Annotated in this window: 10 protein-coding genes; 9 read left to right on the top strand and 1 reads right to left on the bottom strand. The window is 74.6% G+C overall.

Annotated elements, in window-relative coordinates; genetic code table 11:
• The first annotated feature begins 141 nt into the window (after positions 1-141).
• The 3 genes from WA788_RS15585 to WA788_RS15595 all read left to right on the top strand — a co-directional run bounded on the left by WA788_RS15585 (position 142) and on the right by WA788_RS15595 (position 4,768).
• Positions 142-2,451, top strand: coding sequence for a HelD family protein (locus WA788_RS15585; protein ID WP_335977696.1), 2,310 nt, complete (start codon positions 142-144; stop codon positions 2,449-2,451).
• Between the two features lie 401 nt (positions 2,452-2,852).
• Entirely contained in the window at positions 2,853-4,295 is a 1,443-nt protein-coding gene (locus WA788_RS15590) for an NAD-dependent malic enzyme (protein ID WP_335977698.1), read from the top strand.
• Between the two features lie 191 nt (positions 4,296-4,486).
• Positions 4,487-4,768, top strand: a complete 282-nt coding sequence (locus WA788_RS15595; protein ID WP_103888102.1) for an HU family DNA-binding protein — start codon at positions 4,487-4,489, stop codon at positions 4,766-4,768.
• Positions 4,769-4,955: 187 nt separating this feature from the next.
• Here the strand turns inward: WA788_RS15595 and murA are convergent, their stop codons facing one another.
• A complete protein-coding gene (murA, locus tag WA788_RS15600; protein WP_335977701.1) occupies positions 4,956-6,308 on the bottom strand; it encodes a UDP-N-acetylglucosamine 1-carboxyvinyltransferase in 1,353 nt (450 codons plus the stop codon).
• Between the two features lie 165 nt (positions 6,309-6,473).
• Here murA and WA788_RS15605 point away from each other — a divergent pair, with 165 nt between their 5' ends.
• The 6 genes from WA788_RS15605 to WA788_RS15630 all read left to right on the top strand — a co-directional run bounded on the left by WA788_RS15605 (position 6,474) and on the right by WA788_RS15630 (position 13,573).
• The gene (locus WA788_RS15605) at positions 6,474-7,052 is read left to right on the top strand and encodes a YqgE/AlgH family protein (RefSeq protein ID WP_335977704.1); all 579 of its coding nucleotides are present in this window, start codon (positions 6,474-6,476) and stop codon (positions 7,050-7,052) included.
• An 11-nt stretch (positions 7,053-7,063) separates the two neighbouring features.
• Positions 7,064-7,372 carry a DUF3039 domain-containing protein gene (locus tag WA788_RS15610; protein WP_329369059.1) on the top strand — a complete coding sequence of 103 codons (309 nt, stop codon included), beginning with the start codon at positions 7,064-7,066 and terminating at the stop codon, positions 7,370-7,372.
• A gap of 22 nt (positions 7,373-7,394) precedes the next feature.
• Complete coding sequence (locus WA788_RS15615) at positions 7,395-8,615, top strand: tetratricopeptide repeat protein (RefSeq protein ID WP_335977709.1); 1,221 nt, start codon at positions 7,395-7,397, stop codon at positions 8,613-8,615.
• 73 nt (positions 8,616-8,688) lie between these two features.
• A complete protein-coding gene (locus WA788_RS15620; protein WP_335977712.1) occupies positions 8,689-10,320 on the top strand; it encodes a beta-N-acetylhexosaminidase in 1,632 nt (543 codons plus the stop codon).
• A gap of 260 nt (positions 10,321-10,580) precedes the next feature.
• Positions 10,581-11,453 (top strand): FAD binding domain-containing protein, encoded by an 873-nt coding sequence (locus WA788_RS15625; protein WP_335977715.1) that lies wholly within the window; start codon positions 10,581-10,583, stop codon positions 11,451-11,453.
• Entirely contained in the window at positions 11,450-13,573 is a 2,124-nt protein-coding gene (locus tag WA788_RS15630) for a 2Fe-2S iron-sulfur cluster-binding protein (protein ID WP_335977718.1), read from the top strand. Before WA788_RS15625 ends, WA788_RS15630 begins: the two co-directional genes overlap by 4 nt.
• Positions 13,574-13,577 lie beyond the last annotated feature (4 nt).

The following is a 13,577-nucleotide window of genomic DNA, read 5'->3' on the forward strand; positions in this document are numbered from 1 at the left end:
GCCGCCCCCGCGCCCCTTCGCGGTCGGGCAACCGCGCGGCCTGCGTGGCCGGGTGGGCAGCCGGGCGCAGGTCAAGTACGGTTGCAGGCTGCCCCACGCACGGACTCGCGCGGGGCGCCGCACACCAGAAGGGGGTCCTGCGTGGCAGCGCAGACCACAGCACCGGGGGTCCGGGACCAGGAGATCGCCGCGGAGCAGGCGCACCTGGACCGGGTGTACCGCCGCCTGGCGGAGAAGATCCACGAGGCCGAGTTCCTGATGGACGACGCCGCCAAGCGCGGGCAGGTCGGCACGCCCGGGGCGCTCGCCGAGCGCGACGCGCAGGTCTTCCGCGCCGGCATCCACCTCAACCGCCTGAACAACGAGTTCGAGGACTTCCTCTTCGGCCGGATCGACCTGCTGCGCGGCAAGGACGGCGTGAAGGGCGCCGACGGCGCCTACACCTCCGTCGAACCCGCCGAGGACGCGGTCCGCGCCGACGGCACCGCGGACGTCGCCGAGACCCTGCACATCGGCCGGATCGGCGTGCTCGACGCGGAGTACGCGCCGCTGGTGATCGACTGGCGCGCGCCGGCCGCCGCGCCCTTCTACCGCTCCACGCCCGTCGCGCCCGGACGCGTGGTGCGCCGCCGGGTGATCCGCTCCAAGGGCCGCCGGGTGCTGGGCGTCGAGGACGACCTGCTGCGCCCGGAGCTGGCCACGGGCCTGCCGGTGGTCGGCGACGGCGCCCTGATGGCCGCGCTCGGCCAGGCGCGGACGCACAGCATGCGGGACATCGTCTCCAGCATCCAGGCCGAGCAGGACGTGGTGATCCGCGCCCCCGCCGCGTCGGTGACCGAGGTGTCCGGCGGTCCCGGCACCGGCAAGACCGCGGTGGCCCTGCACCGGGCGGCGTACCTGCTCTACCAGGACCGGCGCCGCTACTCCGGCGGCATCCTGTGCGTGAGCCCCACCCCGCTGCTGGTCGCCTACACCGAGGGCGTCCTGCCGTCGCTCGGCGAGGAGGGCCAGGTCGCGATCCGCGCGGTCGGCTCGCTGGTCGACGGCGTCACGGCCGACCTGTACGACGACCCGGCGGTGGCCCGGATCAAGGGCTCGCTGCGGATGCAGAAGGTGCTGCGCAACGCCGCCCGCGGCTGCCTGGAGCTGCCCGCGGGCACGGGCACGGGCAGCGGCACGGGATCAGGTACCGGAGCGGGTGCGGGCACCGGGCCGGTCCGGCTGCGGGTGGTCGCCTTCGGCCGCCGGGTCGAGCTGGGGACCGAGGAGCTGAAGGCGGTGCGCCAGCAGGCGCTGGGCGGCACCACCCCGGTCAACCTGCTGCGCCCGCGCGCCAGGCGGCTGCTGCTGGACGCGCTGTGGCGCAAGACCGGCCGCCGCTTCGACGACCCGGACCTGGCCGCGCAGGAGCGCGCGGGCTTCGACGAGGACATCAGCACCGAGCCGGACTTCACCGACTTCCTGGATGCCTGGTGGCCGGTGCTGGAGCCGGTCCGGGTGCTGGCCGCGCTCGCCGACGACAAGCGGCTGTCGCGCTGGGCGCGCCGGGTGCTCAGCCCGCCGGAGGTGCGCCGGGTGGCGCGGTCGCTGCGCCGGGAGGGCACGTCGGTGCACGACGTGGCGCTGCTGGACGAGCTGGGCACGCTGCTGGGGCCGCCGCCCCGGGAGAAGCGCCGCGAGGCCGACCCGCTGGACCAGCTCACCGGCCTGGAGGAGCTGATGCCGCAGGCGGCCGCGGAGACCCGCAGGGAGCGGGCGGAGCGGCTGGCGCGGGAGCGCACCGAGTACGCGCACGTGATCGTGGACGAGGCGCAGGACCTGACGCCGATGCAGTGGCGGATGGTCGGGCGGCGCGGCCGCACCGCGACCTGGACGATCGTCGGCGACCCGGCGCAGAGTTCCTGGACGGACGTCGACGAGGCGGCCCGGGCCCGCGACGAGGCGCTCGGCAGCCGCCCGCGCCGCCGCTTCACCCTCACCGTCAACTACCGCAACCCCGCGGAGATCGCCGAGGTCGCCGCGACCGTGCTGGCGCTGGCGATGCCCGGCAGCCCCTCGCCGCGCGCGGTGCGCACCACCGGGATCGCGCCGCGCTACGAGGTGGCCGGCGACGACCTGGGCGCCGATGTGCGGGCGGCCGCGCGGCGGCTGCTGGCCGAGGTGGACGGCACCGTCGGTGTCGTGGTGGCGATGGACCGCCGCGCGCAGGCCCGCGGCTGGCTGGAGGGCCTGGGCGACCGCGTGGTGGCGCTGGGCAGCCTGGAGGCCAAGGGGCTGGAGTACGACGCCACGGTGGTCGTCGCGCCCGCGGAGATCGCCGAGGAGTCGCCCGCGGGGCTGCGCACGCTGTACGTGGCGCTGACCCGGGCCACGCAGCGGCTGACGGTACTGGCGGTGCCCGCGGACCTGCCGGACGAGGCGGGCGTGCCGGACCTGCTCCGGGCGGACTAGGAACGCATGTCCGGGGCCCCGCCGACCGGCCCCGCAAACGCCTCGGGCGCCCCCTTCACGGAGAAGGGGGCGCCCGAGGGACGTCTGCGACACCGACCCGCCATGCTCGCCTCGCGGCAAGTGGGCGCTCGAAGCGCCTAAGGTTGGGCCCGGGGGCTTGGATCGAGCCGGTGCCGTACCCAGGCTAACAAACCCTGCGGCGAACCTCTTCCCGCGGGCCGGAATTGGTGGTTCGTCACTCGTCCGCCACGCGTTCTTCCGCCGCTGTGCACCCCGCGCCCGCGGCGCTCCCGTACCGCGGACGTACGATTCCCCTGCCTTCGGCGGGTTTACGTCTACCCGGCGGTAGGTGGAACGATCGCATGTGCAATCCCTCAGGCAGTAACCGGAAGAAGGTCGTCATGGCAACGGCGCCGAGCGTCTCGTACTCGATCACGGTGCGGCTGGAGGTCCCCGCCAGCGGGGGCGCGGTCGGGCGGCTGACGACGGCGGTCGAGACGTCGGGCGGGTCGGTCACCGGCCTGGACGTGACGGCCTCGGGCCACGAGAAGCTGCGGATCGACGTCACCATCGCGGCCAGCTCCACCGACCACGCCGCCGACATCGTCAGCAAGCTGCGCTCCATCGAGGGCGTGGCGATCGGCAAGGTCTCCGACCGCACCTTCCTGATGCACCTCGGCGGCAAGATCGAGATGCAGTCCAAGCACCCCATCCGCAACCGCGACGACCTGTCGATGGTCTACACGCCGGGGGTGGCCCGGGTGTGCATGGCGATCGCGGAGAACCCCGAGGACGCCCGCCGGCTGACCATCAAGCGCAACTCGGTCGCGGTGGTCACCGACGGCTCCGCGGTGCTGGGCCTGGGCAACATCGGGCCCAAGGCCGCGTTGCCGGTCATGGAGGGCAAGGCGGCGCTGTTCAAGCGGTTCGCCGGGATCGACGCCTGGCCGCTGTGCCTGGACACCCAGGACACCGACGAGATCGTGGCGATCGTCAAGGCCATCGCGCCGGGCTTCGCGGGCATCAACCTGGAGGACATCTCCGCGCCGCGCTGCTTCGAGATCGAGGCGCGGCTGCGCGAGGCGCTGGACATCCCGGTCTTCCACGACGACCAGCACGGCACCGCGATCGTGGTGCTCGCGGCGCTGACCAACGCGCTGCGCTGCGTCGGCAAGGAGATCGGCGACCTGCGGGTGGTCATGTCGGGCGCGGGCGCGGCCGGCACCGCCATCCTGAAGCTGCTGCTGGCCGCCGGGGTGAAGCACGCGGTCGTCGCCGACATCCACGGCGTGGTGCACGCCGAGCGGGACGACCTGAAGGACGTCGGTCCGGAGACCCCGCTGCGCTGGATCGCGGAGAACACCAACCCGGAGGGCGCCACCGGCACCCTCAAGGAGGCGGTGGTCGGCGCCGACGTGTTCATCGGGGTGTCCGCCCCGAACGTGCTCCAGGGCGCCGACATCGCCCGGATGGCCGAGGGCGCCATTGTCTTCGCACTTGCCAATCCCGACCCCGAGGTGGACCCGGCCGAGGCCCGTGAGACGGCCGCCGTGGTGGCCACCGGCCGCAGCGACTTCCCCAACCAGATCAACAACGTGCTGGTCTTCCCGGGCGTCTTCCGCGGCCTGCTGGACGCGCAGTCCCGCACCGTGAACACCGAGATGATGCTGGCCGCCGCACGTGCGCTGGCCTCGGTCGTCGCCGACGACGAGCTGAACCCGAACTACATCGTGCCGAGCGTCTTCAACGACAAGGTGGCCGGCGCGGTCGCCGACGCCGTGCGGGACGCCGCCCGGGCCGCCGCGCCGGAGCGCGGAAACGGATTCCCAGCGTCGAACGGCTGACGACAGCGCGTGATGCTCCTGCCCCAGCGTGGCCCTGGTGGGCCTCTCCCAGGGCTTTTTCCGCGACTCGCGCGGGCAGGCGATTGGCTTTCCCCCCATATATGGGGGCAGGATGCACACCTGGGCGGTGAGGCACACAGCAACAGCTTCGGCTCGCGCCCCCATGGCAGCAAGAACACGGGAGTACAGATATGAACCGCAGTGAGCTGGTGGCCGCGCTGGCCGACCGCGCCGAGGTGACCCGCAAGGACGCCGACGCCGTGCTGGCCGCGTTCGCCGAGACCGTCGGTGAGATCGTGGCCAAGGGTGACGAGAAGGTCACCATCCCCGGCTTCCTGACCTTCGAGCGCACCCACCGCAGCGCCCGCACCGCCCGCAACCCGCAGACCGGTGAGCCGATCGAGATCCCGGCCGGCTACAGCGTGAAGGTCTCCGCGGGTTCCAAGCTGAAGGAAGCCGCCAAGGGCAAGTGAGCCCTTCGGTGCGGCGGTAGCGCCGCAGACGAGACGCCAAGGGCGGCCGCCTCCGTGAGGAGGACGGCCGCCCTTGGCGTTGCCGGGGGCCGCGCACGGCTGCGCACGGCTGCGCACGGCTGCGTGCGGCTGCGTACGGACGGCACGGCGTACGGCCCGTACGGCCCGCACGCGCCCCCGTACGCCCTTATCCGGCCGCGGCGGGGGAGTCCCGGCCCGGTACCTCGATGTCGGCGCCGAGCCCTTCGAGCTTCGCCAGGAAGTTCTCGTAGCCGCGGTTGATCAGGCTGATCCCGTGCACCCGCGAGGTGCCCTGCGCGGCCAGCGCCGCGATCAGGTACGAGAAGCCGCCGCGCAGGTCCGGGATGACCAGGTCGGCACCCTGGAGCTTGGTCGGCCCCGACACCACCGCCGAGTGCAGGAAGTTGCGCTGCCCGAACCGGCAGGCGCTGCCGCCCAGGCACTCGCGGTAGAGCTGGATGTGGCCGCCCATCTGGTTGAGCGCCTCAGTGAAGCCGAGCCGGGACTCGTAGACCGTCTCGTGCACGATCGACAGGCCCGCGGCCTGGGTGAGCGCCACCACCAGCGGCTGCTGCCAGTCGGTCTGGAAGCCCGGGTGCACGTCGGTCTCCAGCGCGATGGCCTTCAGCGGGCCGCCCGGGTGCCAGAAGCGGATGCCCTCGTCGTCGATCTCGAAGGCGCCGCCGACCCGGCGGTAGGTGTTCAGGAAGGTCATCATCGAGCGCTGCTGCGCGCCGCGCACGTAGATGTCGCCCTCGGTGGCCAGCGCCGCGCTCGCCCAGGAGGCGGCCTCCAGCCGGTCCGGGATGGCCCGGTGGACGTAGCCGCCCAGGCGGTCCACGCCGGTGATCCGGATGGTGCGGTCGGTGTCGAGCGAGATGATCGCGCCCATCTTCTGGAGCACGCAGATCAGGTCCTCGATCTCCGGCTCCACCGCGGCGTTGGTGAGTTCGGTCACGCCCTCGGCGAGCACCGCGGTCAGCAGCACCTGCTCGGTGGAGCCGACCGACGGGTACGGCAGCCTGATCCGGCAGCCGCGCAGCCGGTGCGGCGCCTCCAGGTACTGGCCGTCGGCGCGCTTCTCGATGGTCGCGCCGAACTTCCGCAGCACGTCGAAGTGGAAGTCGATCGGGCGGCCGCCGATGTCGCAGCCGCCCAGGCCCGGAATGAACGCGTGCCCGAGCCGGTGCAGCAGCGGCCCGCAGAACAGGATCGGGATGCGGGAGGAGCCGGCGTGGGCGTCGATGTCCGCGACGTTGGCGCTCTCCACCCGCCGCGGGTCCAGCACCAGTTCACCCGGCGCCTCGCCGCTCTCCACGGTCACGCCGTGCAGCTGGAGCAGGCCGCGCACCACCCGCACGTCGCGGATCTCGGGCACCCCCAGCAGCCGGCTCGGCTCGCTGCCCAGCAGCGCGGCCACCATGGCCTTCGGCACGAGGTTCTTCGCACCTCTGACCCGGATCTCGCCTTCCAGGGGAGTTCCACCGTGGACAACCAGCACATCGGCGACGTCGGTCATGGATCTCGCGATCTTCTTCAGAAGCCGTCCCCGGCTTCGGTGAGCGCGGCCGCGGGTCTTTCGCCGGCGCGCAGGAACCAAGAAGAGATGGTAATGCGCCCGGCGCCGCCTCCTACCCCGCCGTTGCCCCTCCCAACGGGCGCCGGTTGGGGGATCATGTGGACCATGACCGAGGTGTCCTCGCTCACCGGACGACTCCTGGTGGCCACGCCGAAGCTCGCGGACCCCAACTTCGACCGGGCGGTGGTGCTCCTCCTCGACCACGACGCGGAGGGGTCGCTCGGCGTCGTCCTGAACCGGCCCACCCCGGTCGGCGTGAGCGATGTGCTGCGGCCCTGGGCGCCGCTGGCGGTCGAACCGCCGGTGGTCTTCCAGGGCGGCCCGGTCTCGCTGGACTCCGCGCTCGGCCTGGCCGTCGTCCCCGGCGAGCCGGGCGAGCAGGGCGACGCGGCGATCCTGGGCTGGCGGCGGGTGCACGGCGCGATCGGCCTGATCGACCTGGAGGCGCCGCCCGAACTGCTCGCCGCCGAGCTGGGCTCGCTGCGGATCTTCGCCGGGTACGCGGGCTGGGGCGCCGGGCAGCTGGAGCGGGAGCTGTCCGAGGGCGCCTGGTACGTCGTGGAGTCCGAACCGGGTGACGTGTCCGCGCCCGACCCGGAGAAGATGTGGCGCGCGGTGCTGCGCCGCCAGCGCGGCAGGCTCGCGATGGTGGCCACGTATCCCGACGATCCCTCTCTCAATTAGGCTTGACGGTCATGAGCACTCTTGAGCCCGAGCGCGGGGCGGGCACCGGCACACTGGTCGAGCCGACTCCGCAGCTCTCCCACGGTGACGGCGACCACGAGCGCTACGCGCACTACGTCCAGAAGGACAAGATCATGGCGAGCGCGCTGGAAGGCACGCCCGTCGTCGCGCTGTGCGGCAAGGTCTGGGTCCCCGGCCGCGACCCGAAGAAGTACCCGGTCTGCCCGATGTGCAAGGAGATCTACGAGGGCATGCCGGCCGGTGGCGGCGGCAACGACAAGTCCGGCTCCGGGAAGTCCGGAAGGGGCGGCAACGGCTGAGTCCGGCGCGTTCGGCGCGGAGGTGCCGGACGACGACGCGGACAGCGGTGAGCGCGTGCACTCCCTGGTCGGCCAGGGCCGGTTCGCCGAGGCGCACGCGCTGGTCAGCGATGCCTTCGTGGAGCGCAACGGCAGCGCGGGGTACCTGCTGCGCGCCTGGGTGCTCGCGCAGGAGCAGCGGCCCGCTCAGGCGCGCGAGGCCGTCGACTGGGCGCTGGCGATCGCCTCGCCCGCCGAGGCCGGCGACGTGTTCGTGCTCGCCGGGGTGGTGCTGCTGTCACTGGACGAGGCGCACGCGGCGCTCACCGTGGCGCTGCGGGCGACCGGCGCGGACCCCGACGGCTGGGAGCCGGCGGTGCTGCTGTCCGACGTCTACCGGCGGCTGGGGCGGGTGCCCGACGCGATCGCGGCCGCGCGGCGGGCGGTGCTGGCCGCGCCACGCGAGGCGGAGGCGCAGATCGCGCTGGCCAGGTCCCTGTCGGCCGGCCGCGGGGTGCTCGGGCGGATACCGCGCCGGAACCGGGCGGAGCACCGGGCGGCCGCGGAGCGGGCGCTCGCCCTCGGCGCGGCCCCCGGGCAGCTGGTGGTGCCGCGCGGCGGCGCGGTGTTCGGCGGGGTGGGGCTCGCGGTCTTCCTCGGCGTGCAGCTCTACCGGATCGAGACCGGCGGGACCTGGGAGCTGGTCGCCGCCGGCATCGTCTTCGGGGCCACCTTCGGCCTGATCGGGGTGCTGGCCGCGATGGGCACGCGCCGCTCCGGGGTGAGCGCCCGCAGCCGCCTGCGCTCGGTGCGGGCCACCACGCGGACGGAGCTGGTCGGCGACTCCTGGCTGTGGCGGATCGCCGCGGTGCACGTCGCCACGCTCCTGCCGCTGCCGGCGCTGCTCACCAGCGGTCTGGTGGCCGACCGCGCCTGGCACGGCTCCCCGTGGCCGCTGTGGTCCGCGGCCCTGCTGTGCGCGGTCGGGCTCGCCGCGGTCTGCGGGCTGCTGCTCGCGGTGCCCTGGTGGTACGGCGAGATGTTCGCGGGCCGCATCCTGCGCTACGGCGGGCTGGTACGGCTGCAACTGACCGCCACCGGGCTGCTGATCGGCGGAACCCTGGCGATGTCCCTGCGGGGGCGGGGCACCAGCGACACCTGGGCGCCCATCGCCCTCGCGCACCTGTTCTGGACCGTCGGCGGCTGGCTCGTCGCGGCCGTGCGGACCACCCGCCTGCACGCCCTGCGCAGGCGGGCCCTGTAACGGCGGCACCCCCGCCCGCACCCGGACCCGTATTGGTCTATGCCAATCGGCGGGGGTGTTGCAGGATGAGGGAATGGACCTCATTCCGAAGCCGCGGCAGGCCACGACGGGAAGCGGGGACGGCCCGGCCGTCTTCACGGTACGGGCGGGCACGGTGCTCGCGGCCGGACCGGGCACGCAGGCCGCCGAGACGTGGCTGCGCGGCACCCTGGGCGCGGCGACCGGCCTGCCGTGGGCCGCGGGGGAGCCGGCCGGGCAGGGCGCCGTACGGCTGGCCGTGGACGAGCGGCTGCCGGGCGGGCCCGAGGCGTACCGCCTGACCGTCGACGCGGACACCGGCGTGGAGATCCTCGGCGGCGGTCCCGCCGGCGTGTTCTGGGGCGCCCAGACGCTGCGCCAGCTGCTCGGCCCGGAGGCCTTCCGCCGCGGCCCCGTGACCGGCCGGGCCTGGACCGTACCGGTGTGCCGGATCACCGACGCGCCCCGCTTCGGCTGGCGCGGCTTCATGCTGGACGTGGCCCGCCACTTCATGCCCAAGGACGTGGTCCTGCGCTACCTGGACCTGATGGCCGCGCACAAGCTCAACGTCCTGCACCTGCACCTCACCGACGACCAGGGCTGGCGGGTGGAGATCCACCGCCACCCGCGCCTGACCGAGGTCGGCGCCTGGCGCGAGCGCACCAAGATCGGCCTGCGCGAGTCCCCGCTGTGGGAGGAGCGCCCGCACGGCGGCTACTACACCCAGGACGACATCCGCGAGATCGTCGCGTACGCCGCCGCCCGCCACATCACCGTCGTCCCCGAGGTGGACATCCCCGGCCACTCCCAGGCCGCCATCGCCGCCTACCCCGAACTCGGCAACACCGACGTCATCGACACCGCCGCCCTTCCGGTGCTGCCCAGTTGGGGCGTCAACCCCAATGTGCTCGCCCCGACCGAGGCCGTCCTGCGCTTCTACGAGGAGGTGTTCACCGAACTGCTGGAGCTGTTCCCCGGCACCTTCTTCCACATCGGCGGCGACGAGTGCCCCAAGGAGCAGTGGACGAACTCCGTCACCGCCAAGGACCGCATGGCGGACCTCGGCCTGCACGACGCCGACGCGATGCAGAGCGCCCTGATCAGCCACTTCGACCGCTGGCTCACCGAACGCGGCCGCCGGCTGATCGGCTGGGACGAGATCCTGGAGGGCGGCCTCGCCGAGGGCGCCGCGGTCTCCTCCTGGCGCGGCTACCGCGGCGGCATCACCGCCGCCCGGGCCGGACACGACGTCGTGATGTGCCCCGAGGGCCACGTCTACCTCAACTGGCGTCAGTCCGACGCGCCCGAGGAACCGGTGCCCATCGCGCACGTGCGCACCCTGGAGGACGTCTACCGCTTCGAGCCGGTCCCGCCGGAGCTGACCGCGCAGGAGGCCGCGCACATCATCGGCACCCAGGCCAACGTCTGGACCGAGGTCATCGACTCGGTGCGGGTGCTGGACTACATGGTCTTTCCCCGGCTCGCCGCCTTCGCCGAGGTCGCCTGGTCCGAACTCGGCGCGCCCGCCGACCGGGACTGGCCCGGCTTCACACAGCGGATGAGCGCCCACTACGCGCGACTTGACGCCCTCGGCGTCGAGTACCGGCCGCCCGGCGGCCCGCGGCCCTGGCAGCGCCGCCCCGGCGTCCTGGGCCGCCCGAAGCCCGGACCGCCCCCGATCGTGTGACCGGCCCGGGGCGCCGCCGCGCCGCCCGCCGCCCCGCGGCCCGGGCGCCGTACCGTCCCAACAGCCCTGAACACCGCCAATTCCGACACAGCGCCCGATCGGGATCTAGCCGTACGATCACCCTGTGAGGGGCGGATCGGTACTTCGCGGACCCTCGCGTCGGGCGCCCCGGAACATGTGCCAGAGTTGCCACGTCCGGGCTGTCAGCACGTACGGTACGGCTACCGCGTGACGGAGGTAGGCCGGGAAGGGGCAGCGGCGTGAGCACGTATGCACGGCAGGAGGCGGCGAACGTCACGCTGCCTTCCTCGCTCGACGAGGCGGTGGCGGCACTGGCCGACATGCCCAGTGCCGTGCCGGTCGCCGGGGGCACCGACCTGATGGCGGCGGTCAACTCCGGGCTGCTGCGCCCGGCCGCGCTCGTCGGCCTCGGCCGGATCAGCGAGATCCGCGGCTGGCAGTACGCCGACGGCGCCGCCCTCCTCGGCGCGGGCCTGACCCACGCCCGCATGGGCCGCCCCGACTTCGCCGCGCTGATCCCCGCGCTCGCCGCCGCCGCCCGCGCCGCGGGCCCCCCGCAGATCCGCAACGCCGGCACCCTCGGCGGCAACATCGCCACCGCCGCGCCCACCGGCGACGCCCTGCCGGTGCTGGCCGCGCTGGAGGCCAGCGTCATCCTCGCCGGGCCGGACGGCGACCGCGAACTGCCCGTCAGCCACCTGCTCACCGGCATGGACCCGCTGCGCCCCGGCGAACTCCTCGCCTTCGTGCGCATCCCGCTGCTGCACGCCCCGCAGACCTTCCTCAAGGCCACCGGCCGCACCGGCCCCGGCCGGGCCGTCGCCTCCGTGGCGCTCGTCGTCGACCCCGCCCGGCGCCAGGTGCGCTGCTCGGTCGGCGCCGTCGCGCCGGTGCCGCTGCGGCCGCTGGAGGCCGAGCAGTGGGTGGCCGGGCTGATCGACTGGGACGGCGAGCGCAGCCTCGCCCCGGAGGCGTGCACGGCCTTCGGCGAGTACGTCGCCGCCGCCTGCATCCCCGACCAGCCGGGCGTCGAACTGCCGCCCGCCGCCGTCCAGTTGCGCCGTACCGTGGCCGCACTGTCCCGCCGAGCGCTCGGGAGGGCCCTGGCATGACCGACCAGCAGCCGAACGAGCTCGACCAGCGGGAGCAGCAGGAGGTGTACGGCCCGGGCAACGCCGGTGCCTGGCAACCGGTGCCCGGCGGCGGGGACTACGACCCCGACCAGACGATGCACGTGTCGTTCGCCGCCCAACTCCCGCCCGAGCCGCGCCCCGGCGAGGACCCGCTCGGCGCCCACGGCCCGGCCGGCCCCGGCTGGAGCGGCCAGGGCGGCTACCAGGAGGACGGCGGCTACCGGGTCAGCGGGCCGCTGTTCGCACCCGGCCCCGACGACGGCGGCGGCTACGGCTACCCGCCGCAGGAGCACACCGGCCCGCACACCGGCCAGTTCGACCAGCCGCACAGCGTCCCCGAGCAGCCGTACGAGCACCAGGGCGGCGCGGGCTACCCGGACCACACGGCCGACGGCACAGGCGGCACAGCCGGCACTGCCGGCACCGGTGGCTACGGCGACTTCGGCGGCGGTCAGGGCACCGGCGACGGCGCCCCCGCCGGGGACTCCGGCGCTGCCCCCGCTCCGTCCGGCGGCGCGCCCGACCCGGCCACCACCTGGTCGATCCCGGTCATAAGGGAGGACGCCGAGGCCGAGTCCGGCGAGTACTCCCTCGGCGCCTTCTCACCCGCCTGGGACCAGACGCCCTCGCCCGCGCCCACCCACTCCTTCCCCGCCGGGATGTTCGGCCAGGGCGCGGCCGCGGCCGCGCAGGCCGCCCAGGAGCGGGCCGCGGCCGAACGGGTGCGCGGCGGCGCCGAACACGCGCCGTCCGACGGCGGCAGCGGCCACTGGGATCTGCCCTACACCGTCCCCGAGGGCGGCGACGCGGTGCCGTGGCTGCCCGCGCACGCCCCGGCCTCGGACGCCGCCTGGTCGGGCATCGTGGACGACCCCGAGGCCCCGCCCGCGGCGCCCCCGGCCGCCGCCGACCCCGAGCGGCCCGCGGGCCACGACACCGCCGCCGGCGGCCAACAGGCTTACGTCGTACCGCAGTTCGGTGGGCCCGCCGCCGCGGAACCTCCCGTGGCGCAGGTTCCCGGGCCGGAAGGCTACGGGGAGGTGCCCGCGGGGCCGGAAGGCGCGAGCGGCCCGGACGGCGCCGAGCAGGAGCCCGGGCGGGGCGAGGGCCCGGACCCTGCTGCCGAGCCCGCAGCGGGCGCCCTGGAGGGCGGCACGCCCGCATCTGAGCCCGCGCCCACGTCCGCGCCCCTGTCCGCGGACGACGCCGAACCCGCGGCCGCGCCCGGAAGCGGCGACGCCGCCCAGGAGTTCGGGGCCGACAGCGCCGAACCCGTGGCCGAACCCGCAACCGACGCCGAGCCTGTCCCCGACGCCGAACCCGTTGCGGACCCCGTACCCGGGCCGGACGTCACATCCGGCGCCGACCTCGTAGCGGACCCCGATCTCGTAGCGGACCTGGACCAGAGCCAGGACCTCGACCCTGCGGCCGAAGCCGCTGCCGGGCCCGACCCCGTATCCGAACCCGACTCCGCGGCCGAGGCTGAGGCCGCGGCGGCCGAACCCGCCGTCGAGACCCGCAGCGAGCACCCGCTCGCCTCGTACATGCTGCGCGTCAACGGCACCGACCGGCCCGTCACCGACGCCTGGCTCGGCGAGTCGCTGCTGTACGTGCTGCGCGAGCGGCTCGGGCTGGCCGGCGCCAAGGACGGCTGCGAGCAGGGGGAGTGCGGCGCCTGCTCCGTCCAGGTCGACGGGCGGCTGGTGGCGTCCTGCCTGGTGCCCGCGGCGACCGCGGCCGGCAGCGAGGTGCGCACCGTCGAGGGCCTGACCGTCGACGGCCGCCCCTCCGACGTCCAGTGCGCACTGGCCGACAGCGGCGCCGTGCAGTGCGGCTTCTGCATCCCGGGCATGGCGATGACCGTCCACGACCTGCTCGAGGGCAACCACCACCCGACCGACCTCGACATCCGCCAGGCGCTCAGCGGCAACCTCTGCCGCTGCTCGGGCTACCGCGGGGTCATCGACGCGGTCCGCTCGGTCGTCGCCGAGCGCGACACCGGCCGCGACGGCGACGACGGCGCGGCACCCCCCGGCCCTGACGAAAGCGCCCGCATCCCGCACCAGAGCGGCCCCGCGACCTCGGGAGGCGACCGGTGAGCAG

Source organism: Streptomyces sp. CA2R106 (assembly GCF_037034245.1).
GTDB lineage: Bacteria > Actinomycetota > Actinomycetes > Streptomycetales > Streptomycetaceae > Actinacidiphila.

What these genes read in the sequence shown, in the direction of transcription:
- WA788_RS15590 (WP_335977698.1), top strand. Translation starts at nt 2,853, where the DNA reads ATGGCAACGGCGCCGAGCGTCTCGTACTCGATCACGGTGCGGCTGGAG.
- WA788_RS15595 (WP_103888102.1), top strand. Translation starts at nt 4,487, where the DNA reads ATGAACCGCAGTGAGCTGGTGGCCGCGCTGGCCGACCGCGCCGAGGTG.
- murA (WP_335977701.1), bottom strand. Translation starts at nt 6,308, where the DNA reads ATGACCGACGTCGCCGATGTGCTGGTTGTCCACGGTGGAACTCCCCTG.
- WA788_RS15605 (WP_335977704.1), top strand. Translation starts at nt 6,474, where the DNA reads ATGACCGAGGTGTCCTCGCTCACCGGACGACTCCTGGTGGCCACGCCG.
- WA788_RS15610 (WP_329369059.1), top strand. Translation starts at nt 7,064, where the DNA reads ATGAGCACTCTTGAGCCCGAGCGCGGGGCGGGCACCGGCACACTGGTC.
- WA788_RS15620 (WP_335977712.1), top strand. Translation starts at nt 8,689, where the DNA reads ATGGACCTCATTCCGAAGCCGCGGCAGGCCACGACGGGAAGCGGGGAC.
- WA788_RS15630 (WP_335977718.1), top strand. Translation starts at nt 11,450, where the DNA reads ATGACCGACCAGCAGCCGAACGAGCTCGACCAGCGGGAGCAGCAGGAG.